Here is a 21,754-nt window from a genome sequence, read left to right as displayed (position 1 = left end):
ATCGCGGCAATGGAAACGCTGTTACCAAGATGCGGCAGGACTTCGTCCTCGGCGGCCTGGAGCGCGACCATCGCGCCACCCGCCGGGAGGGCCTGCATGAGCTTCGCGCGAGCGTTGACCAGCGTGGCGGCGTCTTCCAACGACAGCACGCCAGCGACGTGGGCGGCGGCGATCTCACCGATGGAGTGACCCGCCAGGAAGTCCGGGCGGATCCCCCACGACTCGACCAGCCGGTACAGAGCCACTTCGAGTGCGAAGATCGCGGGCTGGGTAAACTCGGTGCGGTCCAGCTCGTCTTGGGTGTCCCGCACGTCGACCAGCTCGGCGACCTCGTCGAACGCCTTGGCGAACACCGGGTACGCGGCGCGCAGCTCACGGCCCATACCGGCGCGCTGTGAACCCTGTCCGGTGAACAGGAACGCGAGACCGGACTCCTTGGCCACGCCGGGGTTCAGCGAGTCGAGGCCGCGCACGACGTCGGCCAGCTCGGTGCCGATGATGGCGGCGCGGTGGGTATGCGCGGTGCGAGTGGTCGCGAGGGACCAGGCCAGGTCGTGCGAATCGGTGTCGGGGTGCGCGGCGAGGTGCTCGCGCAGGTTCGCGGCCTGGGCGCGCAAGGCCTGCACGGTCTTGCCCGACAGTACGAACGGCCGTGCCACCGGAGTGGTCGGCGTCGACTCCACCGGCTCGACAACCGGTGCCTGTTCGATGATGGTGTGGGCGTTGGTGCCGCTGATCCCGAACGACGAAATGCCCGCACGGCGCAAACGGTCGCCGGCAGGCCATTCACGCGCTTCGGTGAGCAGTTCGATGTTGCCGTCAGCCCAGTCGACGTGCGGCGAGCGGACGTCGGCGTGCAGGGTCTTGGGCAGGACGCCGTGGCGCAGCGCCATGACCATCTTGATGATGCCCGCAACGCCCGCGGCGGCCTGCGTGTGGCCGATGTTGGACTTCAGCGACCCCAGCCACAGCGGCTCCGAACGGTCCTGGCCGTAGGTGGCCAGCAGCGCCTGCGCTTCGATCGGGTCGCCCAGCGACGTACCGGTGCCGTGCGCCTCGACCACATCAACGTCCGAAGTGGACAGACCCGCCGACGCAAGCGCTTGCTTGATCACGCGCTGCTGCGACGGGCCGTTCGGGGCGGTCAGGCCGCTCGACGCGCCGTCCTGGTTGATGGCGCTGCCGCGGACGACGGCCAAGACCTCGTGGCCGAGCCGCTGGGCGTCGGACAGCCGCTCCAGCAGGAGCATGCCGACGCCCTCACCCCAGCCGGTGCCGTCCGCGTCGGCGGAGAACGCTTTGCAGCGGCCGTCGGAGGCCAGAGCGCCCTGGCGGGCGAAGTCGATGAACGTGCCGGGCGTGGACATGACCGCGACACCACCGGCCAGCGCCATCTCGCACTCGCCGAGCCGCAGGGCCTGCACGGCCCAGTGCAGCGCGACCAGCGACGACGAGCACGCCGTGTCGATGGTGACGGCCGGGCCCTCCAGACCGAGGGTGTAGGAGACGCGGCCGGACGCGATGCTGCCCGCGCTGCCGTTGCCCAGGTAGCCCTCGACGCCCTCCGGCGGCGCGATCTCGCGGGCGGCGTAGTCGTGGTACATCAGCCCGGCGAACACCCCGGTCCGGCTGCCCTTCAACGTGGTCGGGTCGATGCCCGCCCGCTCGAACGCCTCGTACGACGTCTCCAGCAGCAGTCGCTGCTGCGGGTCCATCGCGAGGGCCTCGCGGGGCGAGATGCCGAAGAACGCCGGGTCGAACCCGCTGACGTCGTAGAGGAAACCGCCCTCCAGCGGGATGTCCTCGACCTGCCAGCCGCGGTCGGTCGGGAACCCGGAGATCGCGTCGCGACCGTTCGCGACGAGGTCCCAGAGGTCTTCCGGCGTGGCGACCCCACCGGGGAAGCGGCACGACATCGCGACGATCGCGATGGGCTCGGAGGCCTTGTCCTCGACGTCGCGGAGCCGCTTGCGCGCGTCCCGCAGGTCGGCGGTGGCCCGCTTCAGGTAGGCGAGGTACTTGTCCTCGTTCGCCACGTGATCATCTCCTCTGGCGTTGGCGGCGGTCACGTGGGTCACGACAGCTCGTTGTCGAGCAGGTCGAACAGCTCGTCCGCGGTGGCGGAGCCGAGGTCGTCGTCCCGCGGGGCACCATCGAGGTCTGCCAGCAGGCCGCGCAGCCGAGCCGCGATCACCTGCTTCTCGGCGTCGTCCGGTGCGGCCGTGACCAGGGCGGCCGCCAGTCGGTCCAGTTCGGTGTGCACGCCGGTGGTGCTCGCGGCGTCCTCGATCGGCACGATCGTGCCGAGGTGCTGGGCGAGCGCCGTCGGTGACGGGTAGTCGAAGATCAGCGTGGCCGGCAGGCGCAGGCCCGTCGCCGCGGTGATCTGGTTGCGGAACTCCACCGCGGTCAGCGAGTCGAAGCCGAGTTCCAGGAAGCCGCGACCGGCCTCCACGGCGGTGTAGGACTCATAACCGAGCACCGTGGCCGCGTGCTGCCGGACCAGGTCGAGGATCGCGCGATCGCGGTCCACTCCGGACAGTCCGGCGAGCCTGGCGGACAGGGGGACCTCGGCGACGGCGGCTTCCGCGGCGCGGCGGACCGGCACCTTCACGAGGCCCCGCAGCAGCGGTGCCAGCGTTCCGGCGGCGGCCTGCGAGCGCAGCACCGCGAGGTCCAGGTTGATCGGCACCAGCGTGGCGAGGTCGTGGCCAAGCGCGGTGTCAAACAACTCCAAGCCCTGTGCGGGTGTCAGCGGTGCGACACCCGCCCGCGCCATGCGTTGCACGTCGGCCTCGGTGAGGTCGGCGCCCATGCCGTCCTCGGTGACCCACAGGCCCCAGGCGACCGAAGTCGCGGCGAGACCGGTCGACTTCCGGCGCTGGGCCAGCGCGTCCAGGTAGGCGTTGGCCGCGGCGTAGTTGCCCTGGCCCGCCGCGCCGAACACACCGCCGGTGGAGGAGAACAGGACGAACGCGGCCAGGTCCAGGTCGCGGGTCAGCTCGTGCAGGGTGGTCGCCGCGTCGACCTTCGGCCGGAGCACGCGGTCGAGCTGGTCGGCCGTCAGCGAGGTGATCGTGGCGTCGTCGAGCACACCGGCGGTGTGCACCACGGCGGTCAGCGGGTGCTCGGCGGGGACGCCGGCCAGCAGCCCGCTCACGGCATCGCGGTCGGCGACGTCGCAGGCCACGAACTCGACCGCAGCTCCACGGGCCACGAGCCGGTCGCGCAGGTCCGCCGCACCGGGGGCGGCCAGGCCGCGCCTGCTGGTGAGGACCAGGTTGCGGATGCCGTGCCGGGCCACCAGGTGCTCGGCGACCAGACCGCCGAGGGTGCCGGTCGCGCCGGTGACCAGCACCGTGCCGTCGGGGTCGAGCGTCGTCGGCTCGACGGCCGGGCCGACCTTGGCGAGCCGGGGCGCGTATGCCGTCCCGCCGCGCAACGCCAGTTCCGGCTCACCGGCCGCGAGCGCGGCGGTCAGCGCCGCGCAGGACGTGTCCTCCTCGTCCAGGTCCACCAGGACGAACCGGCCGGGGTGCTCGGCCTGCGCCGAGCGGACCAGGCCGCGGGCGGCGGCGTTGGCGAGGTCGACCACGTCGTCGTCGGCTCCGACCGCCACCGCGTCGCGGGTGACGAGCACCAGGTGGCGGTCCTCGTTGGCCTCGTCGGCGAGCCACGTGCGGAGCAGGTCGAGCACGCCGGTCGTGGCGGAGCGGACCGTGGTGTCCTGGCTGGCGACGAAGGACGTGAACACCACGTCGGCGTTCTCCCCGGCCAGCTTCACCCCGGCGGCCTCCAGGCCCGCGCCGACCTTCAGCTCGTCGTCGCCGAGCACCGCGTAGGTGACGTCGGTGGGCGGTGTGCCGGGCGTGACGGAGGTCCACTCGACCCGGTACAGCGACTCGACGTGGCTCGGGGCGCCCGCCAGCTGGTCGGCCGAGATCGCCCGCAGGGCCAGGGAGTCCACGGCGGCGACCGGGGCGCCGGTGCCGTCCGCGAGCCGGATGGCGATGGACTCGCCGCTGGCGGAGAGCTTGACCCGCAACGACTTCGCGCCGGTCGAGTACAGCCGCACCCCGCTCCAGGCGAACGGCAGGAGGCCGTCACCGGAAGCCAGGCCGCCCGCGCCGATGCCGTGCAGCGCGGAGTCCAGCAGCGCCGGGTGGATGCCGTAGTCGCCCGCGTCGGAGTCGGCCGGGAGAGCCACCTCCGTGTAGACGTCGTCGCCCAGTCGCCAGGCGGCGGTGAGGCCCTGGAACAGCGGCCCGTAGCCGAATCCGGCGACCGCGAAGCCGTCGTAGACACCGGCGACGTCGATCGCCTCCGCGCCGGTCGGCGGCCACTGGGTCAGGTCGAACGTCGGGATGTCCGGCGCCACCAGGGAACCGGTGGCGTGGCGGGTCCACAGCTCGTCATCGGTCCTGCTGTGCAGCGCGAACGGGCGTGCGCCGGACGCGTCGGGAGCACCGACGACGGCTTGGAGCTGGACGGACCCGGTTTTCGGCAGGACCAGCGGCGACTGGAGGGTCAGCTCGTCGATCGCGCCGCAGCCGACCTGCTCCCCCGCCCTCAGGGCGAGTTCCACGAAAGCCGTGCCGGGCAGCAGGACCACGTCGTGGACCTCGTGCTCGGCGAGCCACGGGTGGGTGTCGAGGGAAAGGCGGCCGGTGAAGAGGAACCCGTCGGCGTCGGCCAGCGGAACGGCCGCGCCGAGCAGCGGGTGGTCCGCCGACGAGAGACCGGCCGAGGAGACGTCGACCGCCATGGCCGCGTCCTCCAGCCAGTACCGGGAGGTCTGGAACGCGTAGGTGGGCAGCTCGACCTGACGGGTGGCGCGACCGACGAAGAACGCCCGCCAGTCGACGTCGACGCCGTGGACGTGCAGCCCGGCGAGGGCCGTGGTCAGCGTGGCGACCTCCGCGCGGTCCTTGCGCAGCACCGGAACGGCGGTCACGTCGGCCTCGGCGGCCATCGCGGTGAGGACGCCGTCCGGGCCGACCTCCAGGAAGGTGGAGACGCCCAGGCGGGTCAGTTCCGCGAGCGAGTCGGCGAAGCGGACCGCGTCGCGGACGTGGCGGACCCAGTACTCCGGGTCGGTCACGTCGCCGAGCATCGGGACGAGCGGCGTGGAGTAGGTGAGGCCTTCGGCGACCGCGCGGAACTCGTCCAGCATCGGGTCCATCAGCGGCGAGTGAAACGCGTGGGACACCGCGAGGCGCTTGGCCTTGAAGCCCTGCGCGGCCACCGCGAGGACCGCGTCCTCATCGCCTGCGATGACTACCGAGCGCGGCCCGTTGACCGCGGCGATGGAGACGCCCTCGGTCAGCAGCGGCAGCACCTCGGCTTCCGAAGCCCGAAGCGACACCATCAGGCCGCCGGTCGGCAGGGCCTGCATGAGCCGACCGCGAGCACCGACCAGCGTGGTGGCGTCGTCGAGCGACAGCACTCCGGCCACGTGGGCCGCGGCGAGTTCACCGATGGAGTGGCCCGCCAGGTAGTCGGCGTGCACGCCCCACGATTCCAGGAGCCGGTACAGCGCGACCTCGACGGCGAACAGCGCGGGCTGGGTCAGGCCGGTCTGGTCCAGGGCTTCGGCGTCGTCGCCGAACACCGTCTCGCGGACCGGGGCGTCGAAGTGGTCGCAGACCTCGTCGAACGCCTTGGCGTACAGCGGGAACGCCTCGTACAGCTCCCGTCCCATGCCCAACCGCTGCGAACCCTGGCCGGTGAACAGGAAGGCCGTCTTGCCGGACCCCTGGGTGCCGCCGGTGATCGCGTCGAACGCGGCCAGCTTGCCAAGCAGTTCGGTGCGGGACTCGGCGACGAACGCCGCGCGGTGCTCCAGTGCGGCGCGGTGCGTGGCGAGCGTGCCCGCCGCGTCGACCAGGTCCAACTCCGGGTGCGCGGTGAGATGAGCGTGCAGCTGGACCGCCTGCGCCTTCAGGGCTTCCCCGCCACGGGCTGACAGCAGCACCGGGACCACCTGTTCGGTGATCGTCGGCTCCGCCGGGGCGATGGTGTCCACCGCCTGCTCGATGATCGTGTGCGCGTTGGTGCCGCTGATGCCGAACGAGGAGATCGCCGCGCGGCGGGGACGGCCGGTTTCCGGCCAGGTCCGCGCCTCCGTCAGCAGCTCGACCTCGCCCGCGCTCCAGTCGATGTGCGGCGACGGGGCGTCGACGTTGAGCGTCTTCGGCAGCACGCCGTGCCGCATGGCCTGCACCATCTTGATGACGCCCGCGACACCGGCGGCGGCCTGCGTGTGGCCGATGTTGGACTTGATCGAGCCGAGCCACAGCGGTTCGTCGCCCGCGCGCTCCTGGCCGTAGGTGGCCAGCAGGGCCTGCGCCTCGATCGGGTCGCCCAGGGTGGTGCCGGTGCCGTGCGCCTCGACCACGTCGATCTGGTCGGCGCCGAGGCGGGCGTTCGCCAGGGCCTGCTTGATGACCCGCTGCTGCGACGGCCCGTTCGGGGCGGTCAGGCCGTTGGACGCGCCGTCCTGGTTCACCGCGGTGCCCTTGACGATCGCGAGCACCGGGTGGCCGTTGCGGCGGGCGTCCGACAGCCGCTCGACGAGCAGCAGGCCCACGCCCTCGCCCCACGCCGTGCCGTCGGCGCCCGCCGCGAACGACTTGATCCGGCCGTCCTCGGCGAGGCCGCGCTGGCGGCTGAAGGAGGTGAACGTGCCGGGCGACGGCATCACCGTGACACCACCGGCCAGCGCCAGGTCGCACTCGCCGGAGCGCAGCGCCTGGACCGCCAAGTGCAGTGCCACCAACGAGGAGGAGCACGCCGTGTCGACCGTGACGGCCGGGCCTTCGAGGCCGAACGTGTAGGCGACGCGGCCGGAGACGACGCTGGCGGAGTTGCCGGTGCCGACGAAACCCTCGACCTCCTCCGGGATCAGCGTGAGCCGGGAGGCGTAGTCGTAGTACATGACACCGGCGAACACACCGGTCTTGCTGCCCCGCACGGAAGTCGGGTCGATGCCCGCCCGCTCGAAGGTCTCCCACGACGCCTCCAGCAGCAACCGCTGCTGCGGGTCGGTGGCCAGCGCCTCGCGCGGCCCCATCCCGAAGAACGCCGGGTCGAACTGCGCGGCGTCGTGCAGGAAGCCGCCTTCGCGGGCGTAGGTCGTGCCGGGGGTGTCGGGGTTGGAGTCGAACAGGTTCTCCAGGTCCCAGCCGCGGTCGGTCGGGAACGGCGAGATGCCGTCGTTCCCGGCGACCACGAGGTCCCACAGCTGTTCGGGGTTGCGGATGCCGCCGGGGTAGCGGCAGGCCATGGACACGATGGCGATCGGCTCGTCGTCGGCGACCTTCGCCGCGCGGACCTCGACGGTCGGGGTCTCGACCGCGCCGAACAGCTCCTCGACGAGGTGGTCGGCCAGCGCGCCCGCGTTCGGGTAGTCGAAGACCAGCGTGGCGGGCAGGCGCATCCCCGTGACGGAGTTGAGGCCGTTGCGGAGTTCGACCGCGGTCAGCGAGTCGAAGCCCAGCTCCTTGAACGCGCGGCCCGCGTGCACCGAGTCCGGCGAGTCGTAACCGAGGACGGCGGCGACCTGCGTGCGGACCAGCTCCAGCACCGCGCGGTGCCGCTCCGGGCCGACCAGGTCCGCCAGGCCGAGGCGGGAGGCGGTGTCGGTGGCGCGGACGGCGCGGCGGGCCGGGCGGACCAGGCCGTGCAGGATCGCCGGGACGGTCGGGTGGGTGCGCAGGACCGCGAGGTCCAGGTGCACCGGCACGAGGTGGGCTTCGCCGGTGGTCAGCGCGGCGTCGAACAGGGCGAGGCCGTCGGCGGCGGACAGCGTTCCGATGCCACCGCGGGCGGCGCGGTCGGAGTCGGTGCCCATGCCGGTGTCGGTCTGCCACAGCCCCCACGCCAGCGAGGTCGCGGCGAGGCCGTTCGCCCGGCGGTGGTGCGCCAGGCCGTCGAGGTAGGCGTTGGCGGCGGCGTAGTTCGACTGGCCCGCGGTGCCGTAGGTGCCCGACAGCGAGGAGAACAGGACGAACATCTCCACGTCGCCCACGAGGTCGTGCAGGTGCTTGGCGGCGTTCGCCTTGGGCAGCGCCACCGCGTCCAGCCGGTCCGGGGTCTGCGCCTCGAACGTGCCGTCGTCCAGCACACCGGCGGTGTGCACGACGCCGGTCAGCGGGCGTTCGGCCGGGATCCCGGTGAGCAGGCGTTCCAGCGCGGAGCGGTCGGACACGTCGCACGCGGCGAACGTCGCCACGGCCCCGAGCCCGGCCAGTTCCGTGGCCAGTTCCGCGGTGCCGGGTGCGTCCTCGCCGCGCCTGCTGACCAGCAGCAGGTTCGTGACGTCGTAGTGGGTGACCAGGTGCCTGGCGACCAGGCCGCCGAGCGCGCCGGTGGCACCGGTGATCAGTACCGTCCCGGTCGGGTCGAGCGCGGGCGGTGCCCCCACGGCCGCCGCCACGCGGGCCAGGCGCGGCGCGCGGGCATCGCCGTCGCGGAGTGCCAGTTGAGGGGCCCCCGGAACCAGCGCGTGGGGCAGCACACGGTGAGAGGCCTCCTGACCATCGAGGTCGAGCAGCACGAACCGGTCCGGGTGCTCGGTCTGCGCCGAGCGGATGAGGCCCCAGATCCCGGCGGCGGCCAGGTCGGTGACGTCCTCGCCCGCCGTCGACACCGCTCCCCTGGTGACGAACACCAGTTTCGCGGCGGCGAACCGGTCGTCGGCCAGCCAGGTCTGGGCGAGGGTGAGGGCTTCCGCCGCGTCGGCGGCGGTCACCAGGACCGCGTCCGGCACGTCGGTGAGGGCGGCGAGGTCGTTGTCCAACACCACGACCGACGCGGTGGCGTCGGTGGTGGGGACGGTGACCCAGTCGACCTTGAACAGCGAGTCGGTGGTGGGCTTGACGGCGACCTGGTCGGCGGAGACCTGGCGCAGCACCAGGGATTCGACCCGTGCGACCGGCGCGCCGGTCCGGTCGGCCACGTCGAGGGTGATGCCGTCGTGCTTGCCGCGCGACAGCTTCACCCGCAGGGCGGTGGCGCCGACGGCGTGCAGCGAGACGTCGGTCCAGGCGAACGGGATCCGCACCACGTCGGCGTCCGGGAGCAGACCGCCGAAACCGGCGGCGTGCAGCGCCGAGTCCAGCAGGGCCGGGTGCAGGCCGAAGCCCTTGGCGTCGGCCACTTCCACCTCGACGAACACCTCGTCGTCGCGCAGCCAGGCCGACTTGAGGCCCTGGAACGCCGGGCCGTAGCCGTAGCCGGACTCGGCCATCGCGGCGTAGAAGCCGGTCAGGTCAACGGCTTCGGCGTTCGCGGGCGGCCACTCGGTGAGCGCGGTCCGAGCGCCGGTGCCCGTCGCGAGCGAGCCGCTGGCGTGCCGGGTCCACGGGCCGTCGGCGATGCTGGAATGCACCTGGATCGCACGGCGGCCGTTGTCCTCGGCGGCGACGGTGAGCTGGAGGGCCACGTCGCCGTGCTCGGGGATGGCGAGCGGGGCTTCGAGGGTCAGCTCCTCCAGGAGGTCGAGGCCGACCTGTTCCCCGGCGTGCAGCGCGAGTTCCACGAAGGCGGTGCCGGGCACCAGGATCGTGCCGAGGACGACGTGGTCGGCGAGCCAGGGCTGGGCGGCGGTGGAGAGGCGGCCGGTGAGGACCAGGCCGTCGCCGTCCGCCAGGGACAGGGCCGCGCCGAGCATCGGGTGGTCGACGTCCCGCAGACCGATCGCGGACACGTCGGCCCAGCCCCGTGCGGGCTGCGGCCAGAAGCGCTCACGCTGGAACGCGTAGGTGGGCAGGTCGACCCGGCGGGCACCGGAGCCCGCGAAGTACGCGGCCCAGTCGACCCGGTTGCCGAGGGTGTGCAAGGTGCCCAAGGCGCGGACGAGGGTCGTGACCTCGGGCCGATCGGCGCGCAGCGCGGGAACGAGCACGGCGTCGGTGACGCTGTCCGCGCCCATCGCGGTGAGGACCGCGTCCGGGCCCAGTTCGAGGAAGGTCGAGGCGCCACGGGATTCCAGCGTCGTGACGGTCTCGGCGAAGCGGACGGCATCGCGGACGTGGGAGACCCAGTACTCCGGGTTGGTGACCTCGCCCAGCATCGCGATGGTGGGCTCGTTGAAAGCCAGCTTCGACACCACGGCGCGGAACTCGTCCAGCATCGGGTTCATCAGCGGCGAGTGGAACGCGTGCGACACGGTGAGGCGCTTGGACTTCCGGTCGACGAAGTGCGCGACCACCCGTGCGACGGCGTCTTCCGTGCCCGCGACCACCACGGCGTTCGGGCCGTTGACCGCGGCGATCGAAACGTCGTTGTCGAGATGCGGGGTGACCTCGTCCTCGGTGGCCTGCAAGGCGACCATCGCGCCACCGGCCGGGAGGGCCTGCATGAGCCTGCCGCGCGTCTCGACCAGCTTCGCGGCGTCTTCCAGGGTGAGGACACCGGCCACGTGGGCCGCGGCGATCTCGCCGATGGAGTGGCCGCCGACGAAGTCGGGGCGGACGCCGAACGACTCGACCAGCCGGTACAGCGCCACTTCCAGGGCGAACAGGGCGGGCTGGGTCGCGGCGGTGCGGGTGAGGACATCGGTGTCGATGATCGGCTGCTCGAAGTGGGCGCAGACGGCGTCGAAGGCGTCGGCGTACACCGGGAAGGCGTCGTACAGCTCGCGGCCCATGCCGAGCCGCTGACTGCCCTGCCCGGTGAACAGGATCGCCAGACGGCCCTCGGCAGCGGTGCCGCGGACCAGGGACGCGTCCTGGTCGCCGCGAACCAACGCGGTCAGACCTCGGACCAGATCAGCCTGTTCTCCGACGACGACCGCGCCGTGTTCCAGGTGGGCACGGGTGGTCGCGGCGGAGAACGCCGTGTCGGCCAGGTCGGCGGTGGTGTGGTCGAGGTGGCCGAGCAGGCGCTCGGCCTGGTCCACCAGTGCTTCCGCCGTCTTCGCGGACAGCACCAGCGGCAACACCGACAGCGGCTTGCGCTCGGCGGTGGCCTCGTCGACGACCGGCGCCTGCTCGATGATCGTGTGGGCGTTGGTGCCGCTGATGCCGAAGGACGACACCGCCGCGCGGCGCGGGCGGTCCACCGAGGGCCACGGGCGGGCCTCGGTCAGCAGTTCGACCGCGCCGGAGGTCCAGTCGACCTTCGGGGACGGCTCGTCGACGTGCAGCGTCTTGGGGGCGATGCCGTGGCGGATCGCCATGACCATCTTGATGATGCCGCCGACACCCGCTGCCGACTGGGCGTGGCCGATGTTGGACTTGAGCGACCCCAGCAGCAGCGGGGTCTCCCGGCCCTGACCGTAGGTGGCGAGAACCGCCTGGGCCTCGATCGGGTCGCCGAGGACCGTGCCGGTGCCGTGCGCCTCGACCACGTCGACGTCCGAAGTGGACAGTCCGGCGTTGGCCAGCGCCTGGCGGATCACCCGCTGCTGCGACGGGCCGTTCGGGGCCGTGAGGCCATTCGAAGCGCCGTCCTGGTTCACCGCTGAGCCACGCACGATCGCAAGGACCTGGTGACCGTTGCGCTGGGCGTCGGAAAGGCGTTCCACCAGCAGCATGCCGATGCCCTCGCCCCAGCCGGTGCCGTCCGCGGCGGCGGCGAACGCCTTGCAGCGGCCGTCGGTCGCGAGACCGCGCTGGCGGGAGAACTCGACGAACGTGCCGGGCGTGGACATGATCGTCACGCCGCCCGCCAAAGCCATCGTGCACTCACCGCTGCGCAACGCCTGCGCGGCCAAGTGCAGTGCCACCAAGGAAGACGAGCACGCGGTGTCGACCGTGACGGCCGGGCCTTCGAGCCCGAACGTGTAGGACACCCGGCCCGAGGCGACGCTGGTGATGTTGCCGGTGCCCAGGTAGCCCTCGACGTTGTCGCCGCCCGCGACGAGCAGCGCGGAGTAGTCCTGGTTCGCGGTGCCGGCGAACACGCCGATCCGCTGGCCGCGCAACGAGGTCGGGTCCAGACCGGCCCGCTCGAACACCTCCCACGAGGTCTCCAGCAGCAGCCGCTGCTGGGGGTCCATGGCGAGGGCTTCACGGGGCGAGATGCCGAAGAACGCCGGGTCGAACCCGCTGATGCCCTCCAGGAAGCCGCCTTCGACGACGTAGGACGAGCCCTGGCTGTCGGGGTCGGCGTCGAACAGCGCGTCGGCGTCCCAGCCCCGGTCGTTCGGGAACGGCCAGATGGCGTCGCGGCCCTCGGCGACGAGCTGCCACAGCTGCTCGGGTGAGGAGACGCCGCCGGGGAAGCGGCAGGACATCGCGACGATCGCGATCGGCTCGTCGTCCAGCGGAGTGCCGGCCGTGACGGTGTCGAGCACCGCGCCCGCGCCGCCGAACAGCGTGTCCAGGTGCTCGGCGAGCACGGCCGGGGTCGGGTAGTCGAAGACCAGCGTCGCGGGCAGCGCCAGGCCGGTCGCGGTGGTGAGCCGGTTGCGCAGTTCCACGGCGGTCAGCGAGTCGAAGCCCAGCTCCCGGAACGGCCGGGTGCTGGTGATGTCGTCACCCGAGGCGTAGCCGCAGACCAGCGCGGCCTCGTGGCGCACCAGGTCCAGCAGCGCGCGGGACCGGTCCCCGGCGGACAGGGCGGCGAACTTCGAGGTGCTCGGCGCGTCCTGGGCCGGTGCCGCCGCCAGCGCCGCGCGGACCGCGGGGAGGTCGCCGATCAGCGGGCTGGGGCGCAGCGCGGTGAAGATCGGGGCGAACAGCGCCCAGTCGATGTCGGCGACCGCGACGGCGGTGTCGTCGAAGCGGATCGCCTGGCGCAGCGCGGTCAGCGCGGCGTCGGGGTTCATCGCGGTGACACCGCGGCGGCGCAGCTGCTCCCCCGCGTCACCGGTGGCCATGCCCGCCTCGGCCCACGCGCCCCAGGCCACCGACAGCGCGGTGAGGCCGCGGGAACGGCGGGACTCGGCCAGGGCGTCCAGGTAGGCGTTCGCGGCGGCGTAGGCGGACTGGCCGCCGCTGCCCCACGTTCCGGCGATCGAGGAGAACAGCACGAACGCGTCGACCTCGCCGACCAGCTCGTCCAGGTTCCGCGCGCCGTCGACCTTGGGGGCCAGCAGCGCGGCGAAGTCCGCCGGGTCGTACTCGGCCAGCGGCGTGAACTGCTCGGCGCCGGCGGCGTGGATCACGGCGTTCGGCGGGAACTCCTCGACCAGCGCTGCCACGGCGTCGCGGTCGGCGACGTCGCAGGCGGCCAGCGTGACGCGGACGCCCTTGTCCTCCAACGCGGCGGCCAGGTCGGTGGCGCCGGGCGCGTCCGCGCCGCGCCGGGAGGTGAGGACCAGGTGCTCCGCGCCCGCCTCCGCCAGCCAGTGGGCCACCCGCGCGCCAAGTGCGCCGGTGCCCCCGGTGACGAGCACGGTCCCACGCGGTGCGAAGCTCCCTACAGCCTCAGCGGTCCGCCCGTGCGCCAGTCGGCGGGCGAAGACGCCCGAACCGCGCAGAGCGACCTGGTCCTCGGTGCCCACGAGCACGGCGGCGAGCCGCTCGTACCCGCGCTTGTCCAGCGTTTCGGGGAGATCGACGAGACCGCCCCAGCGGTCGGGGTGCTCCAGCCCCGCGACCAGTCCCAGGCCCCAGATCGTGGCCTGCTCGGGGTTGTCGACCGCGTCCGCGCGGCCGGTGGAGACCGCGCCGCGGGTCGCGCACCACAGCGGTGCCGGGATCCCGGCGTCACCGAGGGCTTGCACGAGTGCAAGCACCTCGGCGACGTCCGTGCAGGTGGAGAGCACCCCATCGACCACGCCGACGGTCTCCAGCCCGGCAACCAGATCCGCACGGTCCGCCGTGGCGGCGATGCGGACGATCTCGACACCCGGCAGTGCCAGGTCTTCGGAGCCGACCAGCAGCCAGCGTCCGGACGCGGTGGCCGCGCCGGGCGTCGTGTGCCGCCACTCGACCCGGTAGCGCCATCCCTCCACTGTGGACTCACCGCGGCGTTCGCGGCGCCACTGGGCCAAAGCGGGCACGACCGCGCCGACGGTGCCGCTCTCCAGCGACAGCGACGCGGCCAGCGACTCCAGGTCCTCGCGCTCGACGGCGTCCCAGAAGCGGGCGTCGACCTCGTCCACCTCGGCGACGACCGCCGGGCGCTCCAGCCAGTACTGCTCGTGCTGGAACGCGTAGGTGGGCAGGTCGACGCGCCGGGCGCCGGAACCGGCGAAGAACGCGGCCCAGTCGACCTCGACGCCGCGGGCGTGCAGCGCGCCGAGCGCGGTGACGATCGAGCGGGCTTCCGGGCGGTCCTTGCGCAGGCCCGCGACCAGGCCGGCGTTCGTGACGCTGTCCTGGGCCATCGCGGTGAGCACGCCGTCCGGGCCCAACTCCAGGAACGTCCGCACCCCGGCGGTTTCCAGGGCCTTGACGGCGTCGGAGAAGCGGACGGTGCCGCGGACGTGGCGGACCCAGTACTCCGGGTCCGTGACGTCACCCGGCAGCGGGATCTTCGGCTCGTTGAACGTCAGTGTCGAGACCACCGCGCGGAAGTCGTCGAGCATCGGGTCCATCAGCGGCGAGTGGAACGCGTGCGACACGGTGAGGCGCTTGGACTTCCGATCGGCGAAGTGCGCGACCACCTGGGCGACGGCGTCCTCCGCACCCGCGACGACCACCGAGTTCGGGCCGTTGACCGCAGCAACCGAAACGTCGTCACCGATGAACGGCAGCACCTCGTCCTCGGTCGCCTGCACCGCGACCATCGCGCCACCGGCGGGCAGCGCCTGCATGAGGCGACCGCGCTCGGACACCAGCGTGGCTGCGTCCTCCAGCGAGAGCACCCCGGCCACGTGGGCCGCGGCGATCTCACCGATCGAGTGACCGCCCAGGAAGTCGGCGCGCACACCCCACGACTCGACCAGCCGGTAGAGCGCCACCTCTAGGGCGAACAGCGCGGGCTGCGCGTTGCCGGTCAGGTTCAGCGCGTCGGCGTCGATGCCGAAGACGATCTCGGCGACCGGCACGTCCAGCACGGCGCACACGTCGTCGAACGCCTTGGCGAACACCGGGTAGGCCTCGTACAGCTCGCGGCCCATGCCCAGCCGCTGCGAGCCCTGACCGGTGAACAGGATCGCGGTCTTGCCCCGCGCCACGGTGTCGCGCACGGCGAGCGACCGCAGGCCGCTCAGCAGTTCGGCGGTGTCGGCGGCGACCACGACGGCCCGGTGCTCCAGGTGGGCGCGGGTCGTCGCGGCCGAGAAGCCGAGGTCGGACAGGGACGCGGACTCGGCGACGGCTGCCAGGTTTTCGGCCTGCGCGACCAGCGCGTCGGCGCTCTTGGCGGACAGCACGACCGGCGTGACCGGCAGTGGAACCCTCGCGGGCAGCGGCTTGGGGTCGGCGGCGGCCTGCTCGATGATCGTGTGGGCGTTGGTGCCGCCGATGCCGAACGACGACACGCCCGCACGGCGCGGGCGGCCGGTCTCGGGCCACTCGACCTGCTCGGTGAGCAGCTCGACGTCACCGGCGGTCCAGTCGACCTGCGGCGTCGGCGCGTCGGTGTGCAGGGTGCGGGGCAGGACGCCGTGCCGCATGGCCAGCACCACCTTGATGATGCCCGCGACACCGGCGGCGGCCTGGGTGTGGCCGAGGTTGGACTTCAGCGCGCCCAGCAGCAGCGGGCGTTCGCGGTCCTGGCCGTAGGTCGCCAGCAGTGCCTGCGCCTCGATCGGGTCGCCCAGCCTGGTGCCGGTGCCGTGCGCTTCCACGACGTCGACATCCTGTGTGGACAGTCCGGCGTTCGCGAGCGCCTGGCGGATCACCCGCTGCTGCGACGGGCCGTTCGGGGCGGTGAGGCCGTTCGAGGCGCCGTCCTGGTTCACCGCCGAGCCGCGCACCAGTGCCAGCACCTGGTGGCCTTGGCGCTTGGCGTCGGACAGCCGCTCGACGAGCAGCAGGCCGATGCCCTCGGACCAGCTGGCGCCGTCCGCGGCCGCGGCGAAGGGCTTGCAGCGACCGTCGGCGGCCATGCCGCCCTGGCTGGCGAAGTCGACGAACGTGCCGGGCGTTGCCATGACGGCGACCCCGCCCACCAGCGCCATGTCGCACTCGCCGCTGCGCAGCGACTGGGCCGCGACGTGCAGGGCCACCAGCGAGGAGGAGCACGCGGTGTCGATCGTGACCGCCGGACCCTCCAGGCCGAAGGTGTAGGAGACGCGGCCGGACGCGACGCTGCCGGAGTTGCCGGTGCCCAGGTAGCCGGACACCTCCTCCGGGATCGTGGTCAGGCCGTTGACGTAGTCGTGGTACATCAGGCCGGTGAACACACCGGTCTTGCTGCCGCGCAACGTGGCCGGGTCGATGCCCGCGCGCTCGAACGCCTCGTAGGAGACCTCCAGCAGCAGGCGCTGCTGCGGGTCCATCGCGACGGCCTCGCGGGGCGTGATGCCGAAGAACGACGAGTCGAACTCGCTGGCGTTGTGCAGGAACCCGCCCTCGCTGGAATCCATCGCCTGGCGCAGCAGGTCGAGGTCCCAGCCGCGGTCGGTGGGGAACGGCGAGATGGCGTCCACGCCGTCGGTCATGATCCGCCAGAGGTCTTCCGGCGAGGCGACACCGCCGGGGAAGCGGCAGGCCATCGACACGATCGCAAGGGGCTCGTCGGTGGTCTTGTTGGTGCTGGTGGCCTGCGCGACGGCCGCGGGCACGTCGCCGAGCAGTTCACCGCACAGGAAGTCGGTGAGCACGGCGGCGGTCGGGTAGTCGAACACCAGCGTCGCGGGCAGCCGCAGCCCGGTCGCGGCGGAGAGCTGGTTGCGGAACTCCACCGCGGTCAGCGAGTCGAAGCCCAGCTCCTTGAACGCCCGGCTCGCGTCCACCTCGGCCGCGGAGTCGTAGCCGAGCACGGCGGCGACGTAGGCGCGGACGATCTCCAGCACCTCGGGCAGCCGCTCGGCCTCGGGCAGCGCGGCCAGCCTGCCCGCGAGCCCGGCCACGGCGGCTTCGTCGGCCGCGCTCGCCTTGCGGCGCACCGGGTTGCGGACCAGGCCGCGCCACAACCGGGGCACGGTGCCGTCACCGGCGCGCAGCGCGCTCAGCGTCACCCGCACCGGCAGCAGCAGGTCGTCACCGGTGGCCAGCGCGGCGTCGAACAGCGACAGGCCCTCGGCGTCGGTCAGCGCGCCGAAACCGCCGCGCGACAAGCGGTCCTGGCCACCGGCGCCCATCGTGCCGGACATGCCGCCCGCCCGCTCCCACAGGCCCCAGGCCAGCGAGACGGCGGGCAGGCCGAGAGCGCGGCGGTGCGCGGTGAGGGCGTCGAGGAACGCGTTCGCGGCGGCGTAGTTGCCCTGGCCGGGCGAGCCGAGCACACCGGCGGCGGAGGAGAAGGACACGAACAGTGCGAGGTCATCGTCCAAGGTGAGGTCGTGCAGGTGCCAGGCGGCGTCGACCTTGGGCCGCAGCACCGCGTCGATCCGTTCGGGGGTCAGGGAAGCCAGGACGCCGTCGTCCAGCACACCGGCGGCGTGCACCACGCCGGAGAGCGGGCGCTCGGCGCGGAGGTCGGCCAGCACGGCGGCCAGCGCGTCGCGGTCGGCCGCGTCGCAGGCCACGATCCGGGCGTCGGCGCCGAGACCGGCCAGCTCCTCGAGCAGGGCGGACGCGCCGTCGGCCGCGGGGCCGCGGCGGGAGGTGAGCACCAGGTGCCGCACGCCGTGGTCGGTCACGAGGTGCTTGGCCACCAGCGCGCCCAGTCCCCCGGTGCCGCCGGTGATCAGCACCGCGCCGTCGATCACGGGCAGGTCCACCGAACCGGAGGCCCTGACCAGCCGCGGCGCCAGCACGACACCGTCGCGGATGACCACCTCGGACTCGTCGGCGGCCAGCGCGATGTGCAGGGCGGTCTCGGACGTGGCCAGGCCGTCGGTGTCGACCAACAGGAACCGGCCGGGGTTCTCCGACTGCGCGGAGCGGACCAGGCCGCGGGCCGCGGCGGCGGCCAGGTCGGTCACGTCCTCGCCGGGCGCGGCGGCCACGGCGCCGGTCGTGACCAGCACCAGGCGCTGCTCGTGGTCACCGGCCAGCCACTCGTGCAGCAGGTCGAGCACCGAGTGCGCGGTGGAGTGGACGGCGTCGACGCCCTCGCCGCCGCGGATCGGCATGACGACCGCGTCGTCCGCCTCGTCGGCACCCTCGGTGACGGGGATCCAGGTGAGCGCGAACAGCGAGTCGGGGGCGGCCGAGCGGACCGCGCCGAGCTGGTCGGCGGAGATCGCCCGCAGCACCAGGGACTCCACGGACGCGACCGGCTGACCTGAGCCATCGGCGACGAGCAGCGACACGGCGTCGGTGCCCGCGCGGGTGATGCGGACCCGCAGCGCGGTGGCGCCCGCGGCGAGCAGTTCGACGCCGCTCCAGGAGAACGGCAGCCACGGGCCGTCGGCCGAGCCGAGGAACCCGCCGTGCGCGATGGCGTGCAGCGAGGCGTCGAGCAGCGCGGGGTGCAGGCCGAAGCCGTCGACGTCGGTGCCCTCGGGCAGCGCCGCCTCGGCGTAGACCGCGTCGCCGTCGCGCCACACCGCGCGCAATCCCCGGAACACCGGGCCGTAGTGCAGGCCGGCGGCGGCCAACGCGTCGTACCCGCCGGCCAGGTCGACGGACTCCGCGCCCGCGGGCGGCCACGCGGTCAGGTCACCTTGCGGCGCAAGGGAAGTGGGTGCGAGCGTGCCGGTGGCGTGCCGGACCCAGGCGCCCTCGTCGGGGCGGGCGGAGATGGTGAAGGAACGGCGGCCGGAGGCGTCCGGCCCGGCGACCGCGACCTGGAGCCGCACGGCACCGCGCTCGGGGAGCACCAGCGGCGCCTGCACGGTCAGCTCGTCGAGCAGCGCGCAGTCGACGTGGTCGGCGGCGCGGATGGCGAGGTCGACGAACGCGGTGCCTGGCACGAACACCAGGCCGGACACGACGTGGTCGGCGAGCCACGGGTGGGTGCCGACCGAGACGCGGCCGGTGAACACGACCCCGCCCTCGTCGGACAGGTCCACGACCGCGCCGAGCAGCGGGTGGTCGGCCGACCCGAGACCGGCGGCGGTGACGTCCACGGCGGCGGTGTCGTTGCCGATGAGCCAGTAGCGGCGGTGCTGGAAGGCGTAGGTGGGCAGGTCGACCGCGCGGGCGCCGGTCCCGGCGAACAGCGGGGACCAGTCCACTCGCAGGCCGCGCACGTGCGCCTCGCCCAGCGAGGTGAGGAACCGGCGGAGGTCGCCCTGGTCGCGGCGCAGCGACCCGACCGAGAGGCCGGTGACCTCGGCGTCGTCGAGCATGTCCTGCACCGGCATGGTGAGCACCGGGTGGGGGCTGATCTCCAGGAACGCCCGGAAGCCCTGGCCGATCATGGTCTCGACGGTCGGCGCGAACACGACCGTGCCGCGCGCGTTGCCGTACCAGTAGGCGGCGTCGAGCTCGGAGCCGTCGACCGGCTCGCCGGTGACGGAGGAGAACATCGGGATCGTCGCGGAGCGCGGGGTGATCGGGGCGAGCGCCGCCAGCACCTCGTCGCGGATGACCTCGACCGCGGGCGAGTGCGAGGCGTACTCGATGCGGATGCGCTTGGCGCGCACCCCTTCCGCCTCCAGCTCGGCGACCAGGCTGTCCAGCACGTCGGGCTCGCCGGAGAGCGTGACCGCGCGCGGGCCGTTGATCGTCGCGATGGTCACGCCCGCGACGCCGGTGATCCGCTCGCGCACCTCGGCGACGGGAAGGGGGACCGACGCCATCCCGCTCTTGCCCGCCAGCGCGACGAGCGCCTTGCCGCGCAGGGCGACCACGCGGGCGGCGTCCTCCAGCGAGAGGGCGCCCGCGACGCAGGCGGCGGCGATCTCGCCCTGCGAGTGGCCGATGACGGCGTCCGGCTGGACGCCGTGGGACTGCCACAGCGCGGCCAGCGAGACCATGACCGCGAACAGGGCGGGTTGCAGGATGTCGACGCGGTCGAAGCTCGCCGCGCCTTCTTCGTCGCGCAGCACGGCGGTCAGCGACCAGTCGACGTGCGCGGACAGCGCCTGCTCGCACTCTGCGACGCGGGCGGCGAACACCGGCGAGGAGTCCAGCAGTTCGGCGGCCATGCCGACCCACTGCGAACCCTGGCCGGGGAAGACGAAGGCGGTCTTGCCGCGCACGTCGGCGGTGCCGCGCACGAGGTCGGCGACCGGGCCGTCCTCGGCGAGGCCGCGCAGTCCGGCGGCCAGCTCCGCGCGGTCGGCGCCGACGAGCACCGCGGCGTGGTCGAAGCGGGAGCGGTGCGCGGACAGGGAGTGGGCGATGTCGGTCAGGTCGACGTCACCGTCCACAAGGGACGCCAGCCGGGCGGCCTGGGCGCGCAGGGCGTCGGGGGTCTTGGCGGACAGGACCAGCGGCACGACCGGGAGCGGGTTCCTCTCCACCGGCTCGTCCGCCGCTTGCGGCTGTTCCAGGATCGTGTGGGCGTTGGTGCCGCTGATGCCGAACGACGACACCGCCGCGCGGCGCGGGTGGCCGGTCTCGGGCCACGCCCGGTTCTCGGTGACCAGCTCGACGGCGCCGGAGGTCCAGTCGACGTGCGGGGTGGGGTTCTCCGCGTGCAGGGTCCTCGGGACGACGCCGTGCTTGATGGCCATGACCATCTTGATGACACCGGCGACACCGGCGGCGGCCTGCGCGTGGCCGATGTTGGACTTGAACGAGCCCAGCAGCAGCGGGGTCCCGCGGTCCTGGCCGTATGCGGCGAGCAGGGCCTGGGCCTCGATCGGGTCGCCCAGCCTGGTGCCGGTGCCGTGCGCCTCGACGACGTCCACATCGGACGGTTCCAGCCTGCCACTGGCCAGTGCCTGCGCGATGACGCGTTCCTGGGCGAGACCGTTGGGGGCGCTCAGGCCGTTGGACGCGCCGTCCTGGTTGATGGCGGAGCCGCGCACGATCGCGAGGACCTGGTGGCCGTGACGACGCGCGTCGGAAAGCTTCTCGACGGCCAGCAGCCCGACGCCCTCGGCCCAGCCGGTGCCGTCGGCGTCGGCGGAGAACGCCTTGCAGCGGCCGTCGGTGGACAGGCCGCGCTGGCGGGAGAACTCGACGAACATGCCGGGGGTCGCCATGACCGCGACACCGCCGGCGAGCGCGAGCGTGCACTCGCCGGAGCGCAGCGCCTGGATCGCCCAGTGCAGCGCGACCAGCGAGGAGGAGCACGCGGTGTCGATCGTGACCGCCGGACCCTCCAGGCCCAACGCGTAGGAGATGCGGCCGGAGGCGACGCTGGTGGCGTTGCCGGTGAGCAGGTAGCCCTCGACGCCGTCCTCGGCGTCGGCGGTCTCGGCGGCGTTGCCGTACTGGTACTGGGCGGCGCCGATGAACACGCCGGTCCGGCTGCCGCGCAGGGTGGCCGGGTCGATGCCCGCGTGCTCCAGCGCCTCCCAGGAGGTCTCCAGCAGCACGCGCTGCTGGGGGTCCATGGCCAGCGCCTCGCGGGGGCTGATGCCGAAGAAGTTCGCGTCGAACGCGGCGGCGTCGTGCAGGAAGCCGCCGTCGGCCACGTAGGTGCTGCCGGCCGCCTCGGAGTCGTCGTCGAGGTTGACCTCCCACCCGCGGTCGCCCGGCATGCCGCCGATGGCGTCACCGCCGGACTCCACGAACCGCCACAGCTGGTCGGGGGACGACACACCGCCGGGAAAACGACAGCCCATGCCGACGATCGCGATGGGCTCCTGGCCCTCGCGGTCGAGTTCGCGCAGCCTGCGCTTCGCGTCGTCGAGCTCGCTCGTCACCTTTCGCAGGTAGGCGAGGACCTTGTCTTCGTTGGCCAT

2 protein-coding genes (1 of these 2 cut by a window edge) are annotated in these 21,754 nt (G+C 73.2%); both read right to left on the bottom strand.

Annotation, left to right across the window (positions count from 1 at the left end):
- Window positions 1–2,078, bottom strand: partial view of an SDR family NAD(P)-dependent oxidoreductase gene (locus RM788_RS38745; protein ID WP_399341411.1) — the start only. Its footprint begins 12,940 nt before the window's first position; only the first 2,078 of its 15,018 coding nucleotides appear in the window; the start codon lies at window positions 2,076–2,078; its stop codon lies beyond the left edge, outside the window.
- The gene (locus RM788_RS38740) at window positions 2,075–21,754 is read right to left on the bottom strand and encodes a type I polyketide synthase (RefSeq protein ID WP_315924545.1); all 19,680 of its coding nucleotides are present in this window, start codon (window positions 21,752–21,754) and stop codon (window positions 2,075–2,077) included. Before RM788_RS38740 ends, RM788_RS38745 begins: the two co-directional genes overlap by 4 nt.

Origin of the sequence: Umezawaea sp. Da 62-37 (genome assembly GCF_032460545.1) — a bacterium.
Lineage (GTDB): Bacteria > Actinomycetota > Actinomycetes > Mycobacteriales > Pseudonocardiaceae > Umezawaea.
Note: the sequence above shows the minus strand (reverse complement) of the source record. Positions and strands in the feature narration are given on the sequence as shown.

Coding starts and splice junctions, on each gene's coding strand:
- RM788_RS38740 (WP_315924545.1), bottom strand. CDS start 21,754: ATGGCCAACGAAGACAAGGTCCTCGCCTACCTGCGAAAGGTGACGAGC.